A 16,845-nucleotide genomic window follows, 5' to 3' on the forward strand; every position below is an offset into this window, starting at 1 on the left:
CTTTCTTACATTTCCTTTGGTGCCTTTACCCCAAGAATGGACAAAGCCACTGTCAATGTTTCGGAGACGGCAGCCACCAAAGCAAGGCGGCCATTCTTGTTATCGTCGTCAGTCAAAATCTTAGAGTTGGCGTAGTACTTATTAAAAGCACGGGCCAAACCAAGGGCGTATTTAGCCACCACAGATGGTTCGCGATTCAAAAAGGCACGACGCACCGTTTCAGGGAAGGCATTCAAGGCCGTAATAATTTCCCAAGTGGCGGGATCGTCCAAGTGAATCTTGTCCTGATCGACCGTTACCCCAGCCTTACGCAAAATGGACTGCGCACGCGCGTTGGTATACTGCACGTAGGGACCGGTATCGCCTTCAAAACGCACCACTTCGTCAATCTTAAAGTCAAAGTTATTCGTCCGATCGTTCATCAGATCGTGGAAGACAACGGCACCAGCACCGACTTCTTCTGCAACCTGGTCCTTGTTGGCCAAGGTAGGATTCTTTTCTTCAATTTGCTTCAAAGCCAACTCATGGGCATCGTCCAAGACGTCCTTCAACAAAACCACGTCACCCTTACGAGTCGACATTTTTTTACCGTTAAAGGTAATCAACCCAAATGGAATGTGTTCAACGTCATCTGCCCATGGCAAATCGAGGAGTGACAAAACGGCCTTCAATTGCTGGAAGTGCTCGCGCTGTTCACCACCAACGACATAGAGAGACTTGGCGAAATGATAGGTATCCTTACGGTACATGGCCGCTGCCAAATCACGGGTCATGTAGAGCGTGGCCCCATCGGAACGCTTAATCATGGCAGGCGTCAGGTTTTCGTTAACCGGTGACAAATCAACGATTTGTGCCCCTTCCGACTCCTTCAAGAGATGCTTATCTTCCAATGCCTTGACAACGCGGTCCATCTTATCGTTATAGAAGGCTTCCCCGTTATATGAATCAAAGGTGATGCCCAAACGATCGTAAATTTCAGTAAATTCCTTTAATGATTCTTCACGGAACCATGACCAAAGTTTGTGTGCTTCTGGATCACCATCTTCCAACTTCTTAAACCAAGCGCGCCCTTCGTCGTCCAACGCTGGGTTTTCCTTGGCTTTTTCGTGGAACTCCACGTAATACTTCAGCAATGTCCCGATGGGATCTGCCTTCACTTCCGCTTCGGAACCCCAAGTCTTGTAGGCATAAATCAGCTTTCCGAACTGCGTTCCCCAATCACCCAGGTGGTTGATTTTAACTGGCTTGTAACCATTTTTAGCGGACAAGTTGGCCAGTGCATTCCCAATAACCGTTGAACGAAGGTGACCCATCGACATTGGCTTGGCAATGTTAGGCGATGACATGTCGAGCGCAATCGTCTGCCCCTTCCCATCGCTGTTTTCACCGTAGTTCATGCCGGCTTTCAAAACCTTTGTCAACGTTTCGGCCGTTACCTGCTTCTTATCCAAGAAGAAGTTAATGTAGGGACCCGTTGCCACGACTTTTTCAAAGGCGGACTGGTCGATTTGTTCGACCAAATCAGCCGCAATCATTTGGGGCGCTTTTTTCAATACCTTTGCCAACGTAAAAGTCGGAAAGGCTAAATCTCCCATTTTATGGTCTTTTGGTGCTTCCACCTTATTGGAAATTTCTTCCGTTGTTAAATCCGGTAGAACCGCCTGTAAGGCGGTTACTACTGCCGTTTTTTCTGCCATTGTTTTGTCCCTTTCAATGTTTAAAAGCAGGACCCATCTCGACATATCTGAAGAGACGAGCCCTGCCCGCGGTACCACTCTAATAGTTAGCTTGGCCAACCACTTTTGTTTATCAAATTGTTTCAGAAAAAGTGGCGCGGGTCAGGGGCAAGCCTTGACTCACACTACCGCCAAGGTCACTGGATGCTAGCCATCCTGCCTTCTTCTTTTTCTATTCTTCTTCAGCCGGTGCTTCCTGAATCACTTCCACATCAGCCATCCGAACGACTCCCCGGTGATTCATTTCGTTAACCGTGGGTTGGTCTGCTGGATCGTTTTCAATGATTTCGACAAGCAGTGCGTTGTCGTAAACCTTCTCGACTTTGCCAGTAAAGGGCTTTTCCAAGTTTCCGTAGGCTGGTGCCAAAAGCACATCCCCCACGTGATACTTAGCTGCTTGTTCTTCGTCTGTCTTTGCCATGAAAGCCTCCGATTCCTTATTAGAAACTAATTATACCACAATTCTTATCTATCTAGTATGGTAACCAAATGGGCAACGATGTCTTGGGCAACCGCTTGCTTCGACTTTGGACCAATCGATACCGGTTCCTGTCCTTCTTGAATAAGCGTTACCTGGTTACTATCCTTATCAAAGCCGGCTTGCGGAGCCGTTACATCGTTGGCGACAATCATGTCCGCATGCTTGGAAGCCAACTTCTTTTCAGCGTTTGCCAAAAGATTTTGGGTCTCGGCAGCAAAGCCAATAACCACCTGTCCGGCTTTCTTTTCTTGACCAACTGTCTTTAGGATGTCCGGATTTTGAATCAAATCAAGCACAAGGTGCTCATCTGGTTGGCTCTTTTTCACCTTTTGTTCAAAGGGATTGGCCAATGCATAATCCGACACAGCCGCTGCCCCAATAAAGGCATCAGCCGTCGGCATGGCCTTCTGAACCGCTGAAAGCATCTCTTTTGCAGAAGGTGCATAAACGAAATGAATGGCTGGTGAGTAAGGTCGTTTCGTCGCAGCAACTAACGTTACCTCTGCTCCTGCTGCAAGCGCTGCTTCAGCTAAGGCGTAGCCCATCTTTCCAGACGAACGATTCGTTAAATAACGGACTGGATCAATGGCTTCCTTTGTCCCACCGGCTGTTACCACAACTTGTCGACCAGCAAGTGGCCGCTTGTGAACTAGCGCCTGCTCGGCACTTAGTTCCTCCAGGGCCTGTGTAGTGGCCGTCATAATTTCTGACAATGCAGCCAAACGGCCCTTGGCCGCATACCCTTCCGCTAGAAAACCAGTTTCGGGGCCCACCACTTGCCACCCGTCTTTTCGGAGCGTTTCCAAATTGCGCTGGGTGGCTGGGTTGGCATACATCTGGTCGTTCATGGCGGGTGCCAGTACTTTGACCGGGGCGGTGGCAGCCATGATGGTTTCGGTCAAGACATTATCAGCCAGACCATTCGCGACTTTGGCCAGCGTGTTAGCAGTGGCTGGTGCCAGTACCAACGCATCCGCCCAGCGTCCCAAGGCAACGTGCTCAACGGCGGAAGATTCACCCTGTTTGGCGTCAGTCAGCACGGCTTCTTTTGATAAAATGGCCAGGGTTTTTGCCGATATAAAGGTTTCAGCCGTCTTAGTCATCAAGACTTTCACAGTCGCCCCAGCCTTAACGTAGAGACGAACCAGTTCGGCAGCCTTATAGGCAGCAATGCCACCCGTCACCGCAAGTAAGATTTTTTTATTTGTCAAAGGCTGTTCCATACTAGGCATGAAAAGTTCCTTCTTTAAGTTCTTGTTGGCAGTTTTTGACGACCGCAAAATCGCCAATATAGGGAGTGTCAACGCCATTTACCTTCTGATATGGGTCTTCTCCCTTACCCGCAACGACGACCAGGTCATTCGGTCCTGCTAGCGCAACCGCCTCATGGATGGCCTGAATCCGATCCATTTGATAGTGGATGGTCACAGCTGGATTGGTAATGGCCGAGGCAATTGTCTGACAAATGTCTTCTGGCTTTTCAAAGGCCGGGTCATCGGCTGTCAAGACCACCTGGTCCGCTTGCTTCGATAAGACTTTGGCAAAGTCTAACCGACGGGAAACACCCTTGTTACCGGGTGCGCCCAAGACCACAATGACTTGTCCTTCTGGCGACTGCCCCTTGGCAAAAGCCAAAAGGGCGTTCAAGGAAGCAAAGTTATGGGCGTAGTCAACAAAGGCCACCCCGTGCCCAGGCAAAACCATGGAGAGCATTCGACCAGGAATCGTGACCTCATCGAGCCCCTTTTTCATATCGTCGTACTTGGCACCGGCTAAAGCGGTCATCATCAACGCCGCCGTTGCGTTCTCCTCGTTAAAGTCACCAGGCAGGTTCAAACGATACGAACCGTTCAATTCAACTAAAGCCGGTTCTTTCACCAGGACCTCAGCCGTAAAATACGAATCATGTAATTCAGATTTGTCGGAATGAAAGGCAACCGTTGGAGTTAAGTCAGGTAACTGGCTGTCCGCCCCCTGTCGATTAAAAGTCAACACTTGATTGTGCTTCCGAGCAGCCCGCTGATGGATTTCGGCAAAATAATCCATGCCAGCGTTTAAAATCACCTGATTGGAGTGGTCCAATAGCATTTCTTTATGGGCTAGGTAGTCCTCAAAAGTCGGATGCTCGTTCGGACCAATGTGGTCTGGCGAAATATTGAGAAAAGCACCAACGTTGTAGCGCAACCCGTACACCCGGTTCTTCAGGTAAGCTTGCGAGGAAACCTCCATCACCAAGTGGGTCATCCCCTTTTTAACAGCCCGAGCCATGTCCTTGTATAGTTCGTAGGATTCGGGGGTCGTTAAATCGGATTTCTTACTATCTTCGGGGTTGGGTCCAACAATCCGGTTCACGGTCGAAAAGAGTGCGGTCTTCCCGTCAGTGGCTTCCTTCAAAATATTATAGGCAAAATAAGCCGCCGTTGTTTTCCCCTTGGTCCCGGTAAAGGCACCAATCCAGAGCTTTTGATTAGGATAGTCGAAAAACGCAGCCGAAAGAACCGCTAAGGCTTTTTGCGTATCCGTCACTAGCCAAAGAGGCACGTCCAGTCCGAGGTCTTCCGTTGCCACCAGTCCGGTCACACCCTGGACGCCGTCTAAATAGGCTGCCTTAAAGGCTCCTTTGGCAACAAAGAGGGTGTTTCCCTTTACTCGCCTCGAATCATAGTGTAAAAAGTCAAAAACCTGTTCCGAAACCGGTTCTTGAACCAATAAATTCTGTTCCTCTAAGAGGGTCGTTACTTGTTTTGAAGATAATTTCATAATACCTTGATTATAGCATAGGATGGTCATCCTCATTGCAAACACTCAACCAAAAAAGGCCCAGTCACTGACTGGGCCTCACAGCCGTTTATCAAAAGTTCAATCAACGCTTGAGCATTGGCTTTAAGGCAATCGGTGTAAAAATGGTGGTCAATAAGATCACCAGTACCATTGCCGCGTAAACATCAGCTTTCAACAAATGAGCCGCTAATGCCAAGTTAGCAATCACTAAAGCCATTTCCCCACGAGAAACCATGCCAACGCCAACAATGTGAGCAGGTCTTTTGGCCATTCCCGTGAGTCGAGCACCCAACACCGGGCCAACAAACTTTGTCACAATGGCTAATACGGTGAGCAAAATGATCAACCAAAGGTGTTTTTCTTGACCGGTCCAACTGACTTTCAACCCGATATTGACAAAGAAAATGGGGATAAATAAAACGTTGCCGAGGATCGTGATACCGTGTTCAACTCCCTCATGGACTGGTAAACGAGAAAAAAGCAGTCCTAGCAGGAAGGCCACGATGGCACCGGAAAGTCCTAGTTCTTCTGCAAAGTATGCGGAAAAGAGAATCAGAGAAAACACAACCGTCACCACCATGGCCGGATGAGCCACCTTGGTTAAAACAGCGATGACTTTTGGCAAAGCCCAGTAAAGGAAAAGTAACAAAGTGGCGAGATAAGCGAGCATCAAAAAGACCGTCAGTCCCAAGCCCATGTGTTGGCCGCCCCCTAAACCAAAAGTCGTCTCGAAGACCGTCCACATCAGCACTGCCAGCAAATCATCAATCACCGCCGCCCCAAGAATGGTTGTGCCCGCTTCTGATTTAATCTGCTTATACTCAGTTAAAATTTGTGCCGTTATGGAGACCGAGGTTGCCGAAAACAAGACACCCCAAAGTAGCGCCTGCTCGTTACCATAGCCGAGTAAATGTCCAAAAACAAAGAAAACGGTAAAGGGTGTCACCACGCCCGCTAAAGCGACGGAAAAGGACTGCTTAAAGTGCTTCTTTAGCAAGTCAACGTCCGATTCAATTCCCGCTAAGAACATCAGCAACAAAACCCCAATTTCGGCCCAGTGATCCGTTACCTGACTCGCTGAAAGGAAGGCAAAACCGGCTGGTCCAATCAATAGTCCTGCTCCAATTTGACCAACGACACCTGGTAGGCCGATTCTTTCGGCCAACCAGCCACAGAACAATGCGGCAAAAAGCATGCTTGCAAGCGTCACTTCAGACATCATTTCCTCCTTTTAACCAATTAAAAAAGTCGTACCAAAAACTTACCTAACTCCCCCGTTAGGTAAATCCTTGAGTACGACCTCAACCAAAGTTCAATTCAATTAATTTCAGTATACCATAAACCCTTTTAGCGGTCCTCGTTCTTCACTAGGCTGCCCACATGTTCGGCCAAAATCGCCCGTACTTCCTCGGTCGAGTGCGTCGTCATTAGTAGTTGACGTAACTGTGAAGCGTGGGCAAAACCACGGAGATAAATCTTAAAGTAACGCTTGAGGGCTTCAAAGTGTTTAGGCGTCACGGTTTTGGTGACCTCATCAAACAAATCCAGTTGCAACTCGAGCAAGGCGATGGACTCAGACAATTGGTGCTCTTTTGGTTCATGATTGAAGGCGTATGGATCTTCTAAGACACCCCTTCCAATCATAATGCCGTCAACACCCGGGTGCTCAGCGGCCAGTTCCAGTCCTTGTTGATAGTTCTTAATATCCCCATTAATTTGCAACAGGGTATTTGGTGCCAGTTCATCCCGCATTGCAATAATATCGTCAATTAATTCGAAGTGGGCATCCGCCTTGGACATTTCCTTCCGTGTACGCAAATGAATCGTCAAAACCTGAACGTCGGCCTTCAGAATGGTCTCAAGCCACTCATGGTACTCGTCGACTTTGTAAAAGCCTAGACGTGTCTTAACAGAAACGGGTAATCCCGATTCCTTCGCTGCTTCAATCAATTCCAGGGCGCGATCGGGATGACGAATCAAATCCGAACCAGAGGAATTCTTAATCACCGTACCATCCGGACAACCCATGTTGATGTCGACGGCTTCATAACCCATTTCAGGTAGCAACTTCGCAGCCCCAGCAATGGCTTCAGGAGTCGATCCCCAAATTTGCGCAATGGGCATCTGCTCTCCTGGCGCTACCGCCAAACGGCCTTGAATGGAAAACTTAGCTTCCGGATGAACCATTGAGGCTGCGTTCGTAAACTCCGTGTAGTAGACATCCGGTCCCCCTGCTTTCGCAACAACTCGGCGAAAAATGGTATCGGTGACCGCTTCCATGGGCGCCATGGAAAAGAACGGACGAGGATTCCCCTTTTCATCCACTGCATCATCAACAATTTTTTGCCAGTAAGCTGACTTTGCCTGTCGCATAAGCACTCCTTCGTGGCCATTAGCCAAACGTAAAATTAACCTTTATATTTTAGCACGCTTTCAAGTTCCCGACAAAGTCACTGCCTAGACCGATACAAAAAAGCCCACAAAAATTGTGGACTTTCTGATTTTAGCGTTGCAATTGTTGGACCAAGGCAGTTAACGTACGTGCCCGATCGTGATAATGAACGGCCTCTGTCAGTGGCATCTCGGATAACGTTTTGCCGTTTTCAGCCAACAGAAGATCCGTCAAGCCACCCAGGTCCGGGCCGCCAACCGGAGTCTGAGTCAGCGCGACCCCACCCCGACAAGCAGCCACGGTGATTTCGCCAGTGGGCGAACAAGCCGCCATGGTTGATAAGAGATAGGCTCCTCGTTTTTCAGCTGGGATATTTGCATAAAGATCGAGTAAATAGGCATTTTCTTCCTGAATCCCCTTCAGACCCAGCGCTTTAAATTCGCGGGCCGCCTTTACACCAAAACGTTCCGGAAAGGCCTCCAGAAAAAAAGCCGTGTCATCGGCCAAAATCCAGTCATTGGGCAAGAACTGGTGGATAAAAGCAGCCTTCCCCCGGGCATTGCTCTCCTGGTCCGTTTCGCTCTCTGGTGGAAAAGTCAATTTCTCACCCAAAACAGTCCGATAAGAAACGATTTCGTGCCCCAAAACCTTGGCTAACTTTGTTAATTCCCGAGTTTTGGCTTCGTTATTTGATGCAAAGATAAAACGCATATTGACCATCTCCTAAAGATTCAGGTTCTCATACAATTTTACCTTGGTCACCTCACCAGCGTAAAGCGTTTTTTTCTCGCCATTGTCTAACAAGAGTTCCAAACCGGCCTGGTTCGAAATGCCTGTCACTTCTCCTGACAGGATTTCTTGTCCCACTTGAATCGACACTCGCTGACCAATCAGAAAAGAGCGCTTGCGATAATCAGCCAAGAAAGTACCATCTTGGTAGCCATTATTCATGTCAATTAATGCCAACGTTATGCGTGCCAGCAAGAAGTTCAAATCAATTGTTGTTGAAGGATCGTCAAGAACAGCCATGGCCTTTTGCTGGATCTCTTCAGGATAATCAGCCGGTAAAATGTTCACAAAGAAGCCCAACACCAAGGCGTTATATTGTTGCCGCTCCATGTCAAAGACTGCTTCGGTAATGATTCCACCGACTTTATGCCCCTTCACAATTAAATCGTTCACCCACTTTAATTGGACATTCAGTCCAGGAAAAGTCTCTTCCAGCACCTGTGCAATGACGGCCGCCGCCGACGTTGTCAGCAAACTAGCAATCATTGGCTTTTCAGGGTTGACCGGTAACGACAACGAAATGTAAAGGCCCCTGTCCTTGGGGGCAAAGAAAGCACGACCCCGTCGTCCGTATCCGGCACCCATTGTACGGGCGGTGAAAATCGAAGGGTTTTGTCCGGGGTGCTTCGCCAGATAATCTTTGGCGTAAGTTTGTGTTGATCCGACCTCATCAAAGACACGAATGACATCAAAAGCCTGCTGTCCCTGACTCAGCTTTCCCAAGTACTTTTGCACAACCTGTTCGCTCACATGGTCAGAAGAAAGGTAGGCGTAACCAGTTTTTTTCTTGGAGACGATTCGGTGCCCCTCTTTTTGCAAGGTCTTAATGGCCTTCCAAACCGATTCTCGAGACACACCCAAATCACTTGCCAACTGGTCACCAGAAACGTAACGGCCGACATGGTCCAAAAGATCATCAAGAACCAAGTATTTAGTGGCTGTTTTTTTCTTTTCTTGATCCATAAAACCCTCCGTTAATAAGTATACTTATTTGAAAACCTTTTGAGGCAATGCCTGCACGACAATCGTTGCCAGCGCCACCTTCAGCAAATCACCAGGAATGAAAATCATGTTCGCCCAATAGGTTTTAACAAAGTCCAGGTGGGCCGTCCATGAAAGCCAGCCGGCACCAAATCCATAAACCAAAATCAAATCAAGCAGGAAAATCAAGACAAAAGACTGAACAATCCCTGGGCGAACCTGCCCCTTTTTCTTTGGCCAAAAGACGGATAGTAGTCCAAAGAGTGCAGGTTGGAATAGCCAGGCCCAAATGTAACCCGCAGTGGGACCAACCAAGACGGCTACACCACCGTGCCCACCTGTCAATACTGGTAGACCCAGTGCAATCATGATGATAAAGACGGCCATTACCGCGGAACCACGACGGGCACCTAAAACCAACGTAATCAGCATGACGCCCAAATTTTGGACAACAACCGGAACCGGTAAGAACCCAAGGGTCATGCCGGGAATCATGGCAAACACAATCAAGAGGGCCAAGAACACGGCCTCCAAGGTTAAATCACGTACTCTCGTACCTTGCATAAAAAATCTCCTTGTTTTTTAAGTAAACCAATTATAAATAACAAGTTCACTTAAAGTCAAGTTGCGAACATAAAAAAAGGGCCGAAGCCCAATTTTGTCTTTTATTCGCGCTCTTTAATTGTAAAAGAACGTGCCGTTTTTTTACGCTTATCAGTCGACTTTTGCTGCTGACCAGTCCTTTTTTTCTTCGAAGTGGACTGGCTGCCTTGTCGTTTTGGCTTCGCCGTCTGTTTAGCTGAAGCGTTTTTAACCATTTTAGACGATGCGTCTGGCTGCCCTTCGCGCTTCTTCTCAGTAAAACGGTGACGTCGCTTCTTCCGTTGATTTTGTTGACCATTGGTCGGCTTTTTGCCTGTTCGTTTCTGCTTTGGCCTTGTTTCTTCGCTGCTCTTAGCAGAATTCTTACCATTTTTGGCTTTTTGATTCTTAGCCTTTGGCTTCCCCTGACTCGCCTTTTTACGCTGTTCGTGCTCCCATTCACTTAGGTAATCACGAACCTTTACAGGACGAAAGGCGACACTTTCATTCTTTAAAATAAAATATGGCGCACCAAAGTTAACGGTTTCATACAGGTAATCAGCTAATGTATTGATTTTTTGATCAGCACTCACTTCGCGTTCTTCATGGTAAAAGCCGCGCAGACGAAGCTGCCCCGCCGATAAATCACCAACAATGTAATCGTATTGCTTCAACAACGGGGTATAACGCAAGGCCAGGCCTTCGTTTGAAAAGGCTTCCTTAAAATCATCCAAAAGGACGAATTTCAGTCCGTCCACTGTGATTTCATCACCAAAGCGTGTCACTTCGTACTCCTGCTGACGACGAAGTTGCTGCTCAATTGTTCGTTCTTTTAATGTCGCGTGATCCATTGATATCGTTCGTTAGACAGTGATGGTCACTGCCCCTTCCTCTTGTTTTTGATAGTAATCGGCCATCATTTCACGAAGAAAGACGTCCAGAGCAATCTTAGCTGGCGCTTCATCCAACATACTAAAGAAGTCTAGCCAGCGATAATGATCAAGGGTAGCGACTTGGTAGTCTTCGTCATCGACAATATCGCGCCCCATATAAGTGTACTGATTAAATTCATCCTTAGATAAACCAGTCATTTTCATTTCACCAAAGACAGAACCCCGAAAACCAGATCCCTTGATTCGCTCCGTCCGTAGCTTTTCAGCCTTCTGATCGTACTCGGTCAACCAGGCCTTTAAATCACGCCCCTTTATCGTCAGCAGCATTGGCTGAATGGTATGGGGCATGTCCTTCAAAAAGTCGTAACGACTCTTCGGACCAGCCGGTAAATTCATCAAAAAGAGGCCCGAAGAACAAACCGCAACCGGAATCTGGTAAAAGTCTTGCAAAGCCTTCAAACAGTCGTCTGTCTGCTGTTCTGGTGAAATTTCAGCCGGATAGGTGGTCACCATTTCGGTTGACTCCATCTCAATGCCTTCTTGGGCAATGTTTTCCGTTATCTCGGCGTCACCAGGTTCAGCCGGTAGTTCGGCCGTTTTATGAGCAACGACCGACACCTCTTGGACTTGGTGTTGGTCGTCGACTTCCAGGGTTACCTCGCCAACGTAATCACCATAACGACCGGCAGCAGCAAGCCAGGTACCGTTATCCAGTTCACCATTTGGTAAGACGTGGTGAGTGTGCGCACCTAAAATAACATCGATTGGATATTTCTTAGCCAAGTCCTGATCAACTGGCAACCCAAGGTGGGAAAGTAGCACGGTAATATCGGCCTTTTGCCGCATCTCAGGTAAGTAATGATCCAGCATCTCTTCTGGATCTTCAGGGTACCAATCAAGTGTTTGGTACGTTTCTTGGTATGGAGCGGTCATACCCAAAACGGCAATTTTTGTGCCGGCTTGACTTTCAAAAATCTGGTAGGGTTTTGCCCACGCTGGTAAAGTCTTGGTTTTGCCATCGACCATGTTGGCCAATAACACCGAAAAGTCAGCCTGGTCATATAAATGGTTAAGATCTTGATGGGGCATGACCAAACCTTCATTGTTACCAATGGTGACTGCGTCATACTTGGCTTCGTTCATGATGGCCACATTGGCCTTCCCCAACGTGGCGTCGGTCAGCGGATGTAAACGATCAATGGCATCACCAATATCAAAACGAAAAACAGTCGTATTAGCCGGTGCCTTCCGTAGTAAAAAGCGCTTAATTTTTGGCCAAGGACCAAAGTGTGAGTGCATATCGTTGGTGTGTCGTAATTGAATCGTTTCCATTGCCAACCCCCTTTTCTTTATCTTAACATGATTTAGCGGACTTTCCCTCAAAAATCAAAAAAGTCCCCACACTAGTGGGAACCTCCTTGTCTTTTCTTAATCAATGGTAATCAAATCCTTTGGAATACCAGCAGTCAAGACTTCATGACCGTTTTCGGTAACCAAGACGTCGTCTTCAATTCGAACGCCCCCCTTACCAGCGAGGTAAATTCCTGGCTCAATCGTCAACAAGTTGCCCGCTTGGACCTCATCTGATGAACGTGCTGACAAATAAGGACCTTCGTGGATATCTAGGCCGGCACCATGTCCAGTGCTGTGGATGTAGTAATCACCGTAACCTTCACCCGTGATGTAATCACGAACGACTTTATCAACTTCAGCCGTTGAAAGGCCAGGCTTGATGACGTCAATTCCATCTTCGTTCGCTTGCTTGACAATGGCATAAATCTTTGCCAATTCCGGATCAATTTCACCAATGGCAAAGGTCCGGGTAACGTCCGACGTATAACCATCAACATAGTAGCCAAAGTCGATGGTTACCAAATCGCCCTTTTCCAGCTTCTTATCCGTTGCAGTTCCGTGCGCCATTGCCGAACGGGCACCAGAGGCAACAATCGTGTCGAAGGAAGGCTTCTCACCACCATACTGCTTTTGCAAAACGTCCAAACGGTCAGCCACTTGCTTTTCGGTCCAGCCGGCCTTGATTTCAGTCATCAATTGGTTGAAGGCCTTCGTGGAGGCTTCCGCTGCTTTACGCAAAGCCGCAACTTCCGCCTCGTCCTTTACCTCACGGAGTGCTTCAACGGCCCCAGGAACGGCATCAAAACTAATGTTTGCAGGTAACAAGTCATCGAGCAATTCGTAGTTTGCAAAAGGCAAATCCGCTTCGAACCCTAACTTTTCGATACCAAAAGCCACGGCTTGCTTGACTGCTTCGCCATAGTAATCACGGGTCACTTGGAAAGAAACGCCTTCTGGCAAGGCATCCACGTATTCGTTTTCGTAACGAGCATCCGTAATCAACGCGGCATCAGCCAAGGAAACCAAAACAAGGCCATCACCAGTGCCACCGGTGAAGCCAGTCAGGTAGCGCATGTTCGAACCATTTGCCACGACCAAGCCTTGCAAGTCCAACTTCTTCAACAATGCCTGTAACTTCTTGATTCTTTTTTCGTAATATCCCATGAAAGTCCTCCTGCTTACTTACTTGTGTTCTCTTGTCGCCATTGTATCACAGATTTGCTTTAAAAAAATAATTTATCCCGATTAAAATAGGAAATGAGCGACTTTTATGATGACTTTTTAATTAAATAATGGCAATAAAAAAAGCAGGCAATGCCTGCTTTTTCCAACAATTTAGGCCTGAGCCAACTTGTTGTATTCTTCCCGAGTATAAACGGAAACTTGACGCTTGTCGCGACCCTTACGTTCGAACTTTACAACGCCGTCAGTCAACGCGAAGAGCGTATCGTCGTTACCACGCTTAACGTTCACACCTGGGTAGATGTGCGTTCCGCGTTGGCGGTAGATGATTGAACCGGCAGTCAAACCTTGACCGTCAGCAACCTTCGTACCAAGACGACGACCGGCTGAGTCACGTCCGTTGGCAGATGATCCACCACCCTTGTGGTGGGCAAAGAGTTGTAAGTTATCTTGATTCATCAACATAAGTCTATTCTCCTTTAACAGTGATGATTACGCGATGGAATCAATCGTCACGCGCGTGTATGGTTGGCGGTGTCCCTGCTTCGTGTGGGAATGCTTCTTAGGACGGTACTTGAAAGTCACAACCTTCTTTTCCTTACCTTGCTTTTCCACAGTAGCAGTAACCTTAGCACCTTCAACGAAAGGTGTACCGATCTTTGAGTCAGTCAAGACCACTTGGTCGAAGACAACCTTGTCGCCTTCTTGTGCGTCCAACTTTTCAACAAAGATGGTGTCGCCTTCAGCGACCTTGTATTGCTTGCCGCCAGTTACAATAATTGCATAGGCCATTATTGAATTCTCCTTTTATACTTAGACTCACCGATGCGAGGCGGTTCAATGAACTTACTTAAACCTACATCGTGTGGTTGTAGCTGCGCTAACAACTGTTTAAGTATAGCAAACAATCGTCAAGCTTGCAATCATTGGCCTAACAAGGGCTTTTGATTGATTCATTGCGTCATCAACACACGGTTTTTCTCAATTACTTTGCCACTTTCTGCCCGTTCAAAGTCGACCGTAAAATCAAAAAGGGCTTGCGCTGATTTCTTAGTGCGACCAGAGGTCCCCTTCCACAGTGATTTAAACTCCATCACTAAATCAGCTGCTGAAAACGGCATCCCCTCTTCCAACCACAGTGAAATGGCGGCAAAAAAGGCAGCAACCATCATTTCCCACTGGAAGATAATGCGTGTTTTCAAGGCACTGGAACGAAGGTTTTTCAACGCTTCATCTCGCCTTCTCCGCAGTTCAATCATCAACTCAAAAAGAAGCGAGGTGTTTTTCTTATGATTAAACACTTCGTGGTAAAACTCAGCCTGATCGGCAATTTGCTGAATAACACCGTAACAAACAAAACGCTCATTGTTATGCTTAAGCAACTGGGCCACCAAGTAGCCATTCACATCGTGAATCAAATCCGCTTTGTTGCTATAGTGCCGGTAAAAGGTTCCCCGAGTCACGTGGGCAGAAGCCAACAGTTCGGAAATGGAAAACCGGTCTGATTCGGCAAGTAATGCCATGGCTGCTTGTCGCATCACAAAGCGTGAACGTAAGATACGTGCATCAATTGTTTTGGTCATTATCTTATTCCTCCTGGCATGTTAAATGGACAATTCAGTCCACTTTTTTCACCATGAGTATAGCAAGGGGCCAAAACAAAGTCCGTGATTCCGTCCCGAAATAACAAAAGAGGTTGAAAATTTGTCCTAACTGACAAAATTTCAACCTCTTTCTTGATTTTTAAAAAAGATGCTTAATACTGACTGAACGTTATTTATTCATTTCAGCCTTAATGGCACGTGCCCATGGTGAGAAGAACAAGCCAAGCACATCGTTACCCAAGTATAGGATGTAAGTGGCGAAGAGAACCCAGTTGGCATCCCCTTGCAAGGCCGTCAATCCCCAGAGGGTCACTGACATAATTCCTTGTAATGTCCACATCCAGTATTGGGAACGGTACTTTGAAACCGTCAAAACAGCACCCGTGATTCCAATCGTGGCAGACAAGGCATCAATAACTGGACGAGGTGAAATTAAGAGGTGAGTGTCCATCAAGTACAACAGGATGAAGGCCACAACAGCCGTCAACGATGCCAGTATCCAACCATGGTTATCCATGGCCTTAATCTTACGGTTTTGCCAAGCATTTCCGAAGAACATGAAGTTCAGATCCAACGTGACCAAGTAGATCATCTGCATCACGATATCGGAGTAATTCTTTGAATGGAAAGCCACAATCGAAATCAAGACGGCTGAGATGAAGCCCAGCAAGCCGTTAATTCGACGGTTAGCCGTAATGGCCAAGGTACAAGTAAAACCAATGGCACCACCTAGCATGGACATCACGGACAAATAGTTGAGTCCGTGGGCCAAACCAGTCGTGACAATGACAAGTAGACCAATTACCAACCAGACGTATGATGAGCGGTCCCATCCCGAGAATCCTTCCTTGTAATAAGACCAAGTAAAGATTTGCTTCATGTTTTCCTTGACCTCCGGCCAAGAAAAACCATTTGTTGTTTCGTTTTCTGCCATGTTTCCTCCTCTATTGCCTCGGGGACAGGCTTCCCCGAGATTTATTCATGTACGTGCCCAAAGAGATTGACCAAGACGACGCCGACAATTAACAAGGCTAGCCCCAAGACTGTTTGCCAATTTAAACTTGCTTTGAAGACAACCACACTTAAGCTCGTGATGATTAGTATACCACTGGCCGACCAGATGGCATAGGCGAGGTGAACCGGTATCGTCTTCACAACAATGGCAAGTAAATAGAACGAAAGCCCATAACAAGCCAAAGTCAAAATTGTCGGTAACAATTTTGTAAAACCGTTTGTTTGGCCGATCAACGCTGTCCCAGTGGTTTCAGCGATTACGGCCAACGCAAGATAAAAATACGCTAACATTTTAATCTCCTTTGCTACCAAATGATTATCAAGGAATTACAGGAAAATAACAAGGTCAATAAGCGTCCTCCTATCACATGCAAAACATTTGCCCCCGATTTTATCTAAAAAGTCGGCTATGTACCGGCCGGATAGCTTTCTTTTATGCCCGACTTTTGCTAAACTAAGATTTGTTCATCTTTAAGCGTTGGTAGCTCAGCTGGATAGAGCAGCCGGTTTCTACCCGGCAGGTCGAGGGTTCGACTCCCCCTCAACGCATAATGAGTGTTAATATAAAAGCGTTTATAACTGTTTTGAAGCAATATTGATACCATCAACAAAAAAGCACCCCCAACCAATTAAGGTCAGGGTGTTTTTTTAGTCAGTAAAATCTTTTTAACTCCCCCATTTGCAATTTTTCCTCAGTCCAATACAATAAGGGTGTCTTCCTTTACTTTAGGAAATGCTCATTACAAATCAAATTGCAATTGAAAGGGTCCATAATGGTTCAATATAATTTTATTGTCGCGTCTGCCCGGGTGGAGACCGACATTTCGTTACCAGTTCGTCCTCAGATGGGAGATGTGATTTCTCTAACAACTGGTGTCAATACGCCGCACTACTTGGTGCAACGGGTGGAGCTCTTTGCCAATTCCGAGATTGTCAATCTTCACGTCCAACGTTTTCCAGATCAGTTATCCGCCAAATTAGCCATTGATGGCTTTCGAAACACGCGCGACTTTGTCCGAAGCGACGAAGGCAGCAATTAAAAGCAAAAGAAAACCTC

Annotated in this window: 18 protein-coding genes, 1 tRNA gene and 1 other annotated feature; of the genes, 2 read left to right on the top strand and 17 right to left on the bottom strand. The window is 47.0% G+C overall.

Features of this window, described 5'->3' with window-relative positions; translation table 11 throughout:
- Window positions 1-5: 5 nt before the first annotated feature.
- From argS to ACSYSL_RS02330, 17 genes are all read right to left on the bottom strand, one after another.
- Complete coding sequence (argS, locus tag ACSYSL_RS02250; protein ID WP_338342118.1) at window positions 6-1,697, bottom strand: arginine--tRNA ligase; 1,692 nt, start codon at window positions 1,695-1,697, stop codon at window positions 6-8.
- A gap of 211 nt (window positions 1,698-1,908) precedes the next feature.
- Window positions 1,909-2,157 carry a hypothetical protein gene (locus ACSYSL_RS02255; RefSeq protein ID WP_010690669.1) on the bottom strand — a complete coding sequence of 83 codons (249 nt, stop codon included), beginning with the start codon at window positions 2,155-2,157 and terminating at the stop codon, window positions 1,909-1,911.
- 44 nt (window positions 2,158-2,201) lie between these two features.
- Complete coding sequence (gene coaBC, locus ACSYSL_RS02260; protein ID WP_491708938.1) at window positions 2,202-3,449, bottom strand: bifunctional phosphopantothenoylcysteine decarboxylase/phosphopantothenate--cysteine ligase CoaBC; 1,248 nt, start codon at window positions 3,447-3,449, stop codon at window positions 2,202-2,204.
- A complete protein-coding gene (murE, locus tag ACSYSL_RS02265; RefSeq protein WP_491708939.1) occupies window positions 3,442-4,977 on the bottom strand; it encodes a UDP-N-acetylmuramyl-tripeptide synthetase in 1,536 nt (511 codons plus the stop codon). The genes coaBC and murE overlap by 8 nt, the downstream gene beginning before the upstream one ends.
- A gap of 103 nt (window positions 4,978-5,080) precedes the next feature.
- Window positions 5,081-6,217, bottom strand: coding sequence for a cation:proton antiporter (locus ACSYSL_RS02270; protein ID WP_491708940.1), 1,137 nt, complete (start codon window positions 6,215-6,217; stop codon window positions 5,081-5,083).
- Between the two features lie 128 nt (window positions 6,218-6,345).
- The gene (locus ACSYSL_RS02275; protein WP_420889346.1) at window positions 6,346-7,377 is read right to left on the bottom strand and encodes a tRNA dihydrouridine synthase; all 1,032 of its coding nucleotides are present in this window, start codon (window positions 7,375-7,377) and stop codon (window positions 6,346-6,348) included.
- A 124-nt stretch (window positions 7,378-7,501) separates the two neighbouring features.
- Window positions 7,502-8,101: a non-canonical purine NTP pyrophosphatase gene (locus ACSYSL_RS02280; RefSeq protein WP_491708941.1), complete on the bottom strand. Its 600-nt coding sequence runs from the start codon at window positions 8,099-8,101 to the stop codon at window positions 7,502-7,504.
- A gap of 12 nt (window positions 8,102-8,113) precedes the next feature.
- Entirely contained in the window at window positions 8,114-9,142 is a 1,029-nt protein-coding gene (locus ACSYSL_RS02285) for a biotin--[acetyl-CoA-carboxylase] ligase (RefSeq protein WP_491708942.1), read from the bottom strand.
- 24 nt (window positions 9,143-9,166) lie between these two features.
- Window positions 9,167-9,724, bottom strand: coding sequence for a biotin transporter BioY (locus tag ACSYSL_RS02290; RefSeq protein ID WP_010690660.1), 558 nt, complete (start codon window positions 9,722-9,724; stop codon window positions 9,167-9,169).
- 101 nt (window positions 9,725-9,825) lie between these two features.
- Window positions 9,826-10,593, bottom strand: coding sequence for a YutD family protein (locus ACSYSL_RS02295; RefSeq protein WP_491708943.1), 768 nt, complete (start codon window positions 10,591-10,593; stop codon window positions 9,826-9,828).
- Between the two features lie 12 nt (window positions 10,594-10,605).
- Window positions 10,606-11,967, bottom strand: a complete 1,362-nt coding sequence (locus ACSYSL_RS02300; RefSeq protein ID WP_491708944.1) for a bifunctional metallophosphatase/5'-nucleotidase — start codon at window positions 11,965-11,967, stop codon at window positions 10,606-10,608.
- A gap of 96 nt (window positions 11,968-12,063) precedes the next feature.
- Complete coding sequence (locus ACSYSL_RS02305) at window positions 12,064-13,152, bottom strand: M24 family metallopeptidase (protein WP_338342109.1); 1,089 nt, start codon at window positions 13,150-13,152, stop codon at window positions 12,064-12,066.
- Between the two features lie 171 nt (window positions 13,153-13,323).
- A complete protein-coding gene (gene rpmA, locus ACSYSL_RS02310) occupies window positions 13,324-13,635 on the bottom strand; it encodes a 50S ribosomal protein L27 (protein ID WP_010690656.1) in 312 nt (103 codons plus the stop codon).
- Between the two features lie 27 nt (window positions 13,636-13,662).
- The gene (gene rplU, locus ACSYSL_RS02315) at window positions 13,663-13,962 is read right to left on the bottom strand and encodes a 50S ribosomal protein L21 (RefSeq protein ID WP_010690655.1); all 300 of its coding nucleotides are present in this window, start codon (window positions 13,960-13,962) and stop codon (window positions 13,663-13,665) included.
- Between the two features lie 13 nt (window positions 13,963-13,975).
- Window positions 13,976-14,051, bottom strand: a sequence feature (ribosomal protein L21 leader region).
- Between the two features lie 72 nt (window positions 14,052-14,123).
- Window positions 14,124-14,753 carry a TetR/AcrR family transcriptional regulator gene (locus ACSYSL_RS02320; protein ID WP_338349467.1) on the bottom strand — a complete coding sequence of 210 codons (630 nt, stop codon included), beginning with the start codon at window positions 14,751-14,753 and terminating at the stop codon, window positions 14,124-14,126.
- Between the two features lie 190 nt (window positions 14,754-14,943).
- Window positions 14,944-15,708, bottom strand: a complete 765-nt coding sequence (gene pnuC / locus ACSYSL_RS02325) for a nicotinamide riboside transporter PnuC (protein ID WP_010690651.1) — start codon at window positions 15,706-15,708, stop codon at window positions 14,944-14,946.
- Window positions 15,709-15,749: 41 nt separating this feature from the next.
- The gene (locus ACSYSL_RS02330; protein WP_010690643.1) at window positions 15,750-16,079 is read right to left on the bottom strand and encodes a DMT family transporter; all 330 of its coding nucleotides are present in this window, start codon (window positions 16,077-16,079) and stop codon (window positions 15,750-15,752) included.
- A 184-nt stretch (window positions 16,080-16,263) separates the two neighbouring features.
- Here ACSYSL_RS02330 and ACSYSL_RS02335 point away from each other — a divergent pair.
- Window positions 16,264-16,337, top strand: a tRNA-Arg gene (locus ACSYSL_RS02335).
- A gap of 224 nt (window positions 16,338-16,561) precedes the next feature.
- Window positions 16,562-16,828 (top strand): hypothetical protein, encoded by a 267-nt coding sequence (locus tag ACSYSL_RS02340; RefSeq protein WP_010690642.1) that lies wholly within the window; start codon window positions 16,562-16,564, stop codon window positions 16,826-16,828.
- Window positions 16,829-16,845 lie beyond the last annotated feature (17 nt).

This window comes from Fructobacillus sp. ESL1129 (assembly GCF_058507945.1).

What these genes read in the sequence shown, in the direction of transcription:
- rplU (WP_010690655.1), bottom strand. Translation starts at nt 13,962, where the DNA reads ATGGCCTATGCAATTATTGTAACTGGCGGCAAGCAATACAAGGTCGCT.
- ACSYSL_RS02340 (WP_010690642.1), top strand. Translation starts at nt 16,562, where the DNA reads ATGGTTCAATATAATTTTATTGTCGCGTCTGCCCGGGTGGAGACCGAC.
- pnuC (WP_010690651.1), bottom strand. Translation starts at nt 15,708, where the DNA reads ATGGCAGAAAACGAAACAACAAATGGTTTTTCTTGGCCGGAGGTCAAG.
- ACSYSL_RS02270 (WP_491708940.1), bottom strand. Translation starts at nt 6,217, where the DNA reads ATGTCTGAAGTGACGCTTGCAAGCATGCTTTTTGCCGCATTGTTCTGT.
- coaBC (WP_491708938.1), bottom strand. Translation starts at nt 3,449, where the DNA reads ATGCCTAGTATGGAACAGCCTTTGACAAATAAAAAAATCTTACTTGCG.
- murE (WP_491708939.1), bottom strand. Translation starts at nt 4,977, where the DNA reads ATGAAATTATCTTCAAAACAAGTAACGACCCTCTTAGAGGAACAGAAT.
- argS (WP_338342118.1), bottom strand. Translation starts at nt 1,697, where the DNA reads ATGGCAGAAAAAACGGCAGTAGTAACCGCCTTACAGGCGGTTCTACCG.
- ACSYSL_RS02290 (WP_010690660.1), bottom strand. Translation starts at nt 9,724, where the DNA reads ATGCAAGGTACGAGAGTACGTGATTTAACCTTGGAGGCCGTGTTCTTG.
- ACSYSL_RS02300 (WP_491708944.1), bottom strand. Translation starts at nt 11,967, where the DNA reads ATGGAAACGATTCAATTACGACACACCAACGATATGCACTCACACTTT.
- ACSYSL_RS02295 (WP_491708943.1), bottom strand. Translation starts at nt 10,593, where the DNA reads ATGGATCACGCGACATTAAAAGAACGAACAATTGAGCAGCAACTTCGT.
- ACSYSL_RS02305 (WP_338342109.1), bottom strand. Translation starts at nt 13,152, where the DNA reads ATGGGATATTACGAAAAAAGAATCAAGAAGTTACAGGCATTGTTGAAG.
- ACSYSL_RS02330 (WP_010690643.1), bottom strand. Translation starts at nt 16,079, where the DNA reads ATGTTAGCGTATTTTTATCTTGCGTTGGCCGTAATCGCTGAAACCACT.
- rpmA (WP_010690656.1), bottom strand. Translation starts at nt 13,635, where the DNA reads ATGTTGATGAATCAAGATAACTTACAACTCTTTGCCCACCACAAGGGT.
- ACSYSL_RS02320 (WP_338349467.1), bottom strand. Translation starts at nt 14,753, where the DNA reads ATGACCAAAACAATTGATGCACGTATCTTACGTTCACGCTTTGTGATG.
- ACSYSL_RS02280 (WP_491708941.1), bottom strand. Translation starts at nt 8,101, where the DNA reads ATGCGTTTTATCTTTGCATCAAATAACGAAGCCAAAACTCGGGAATTA.
- ACSYSL_RS02255 (WP_010690669.1), bottom strand. Translation starts at nt 2,157, where the DNA reads ATGGCAAAGACAGACGAAGAACAAGCAGCTAAGTATCACGTGGGGGAT.
- ACSYSL_RS02285 (WP_491708942.1), bottom strand. Translation starts at nt 9,142, where the DNA reads ATGGATCAAGAAAAGAAAAAAACAGCCACTAAATACTTGGTTCTTGAT.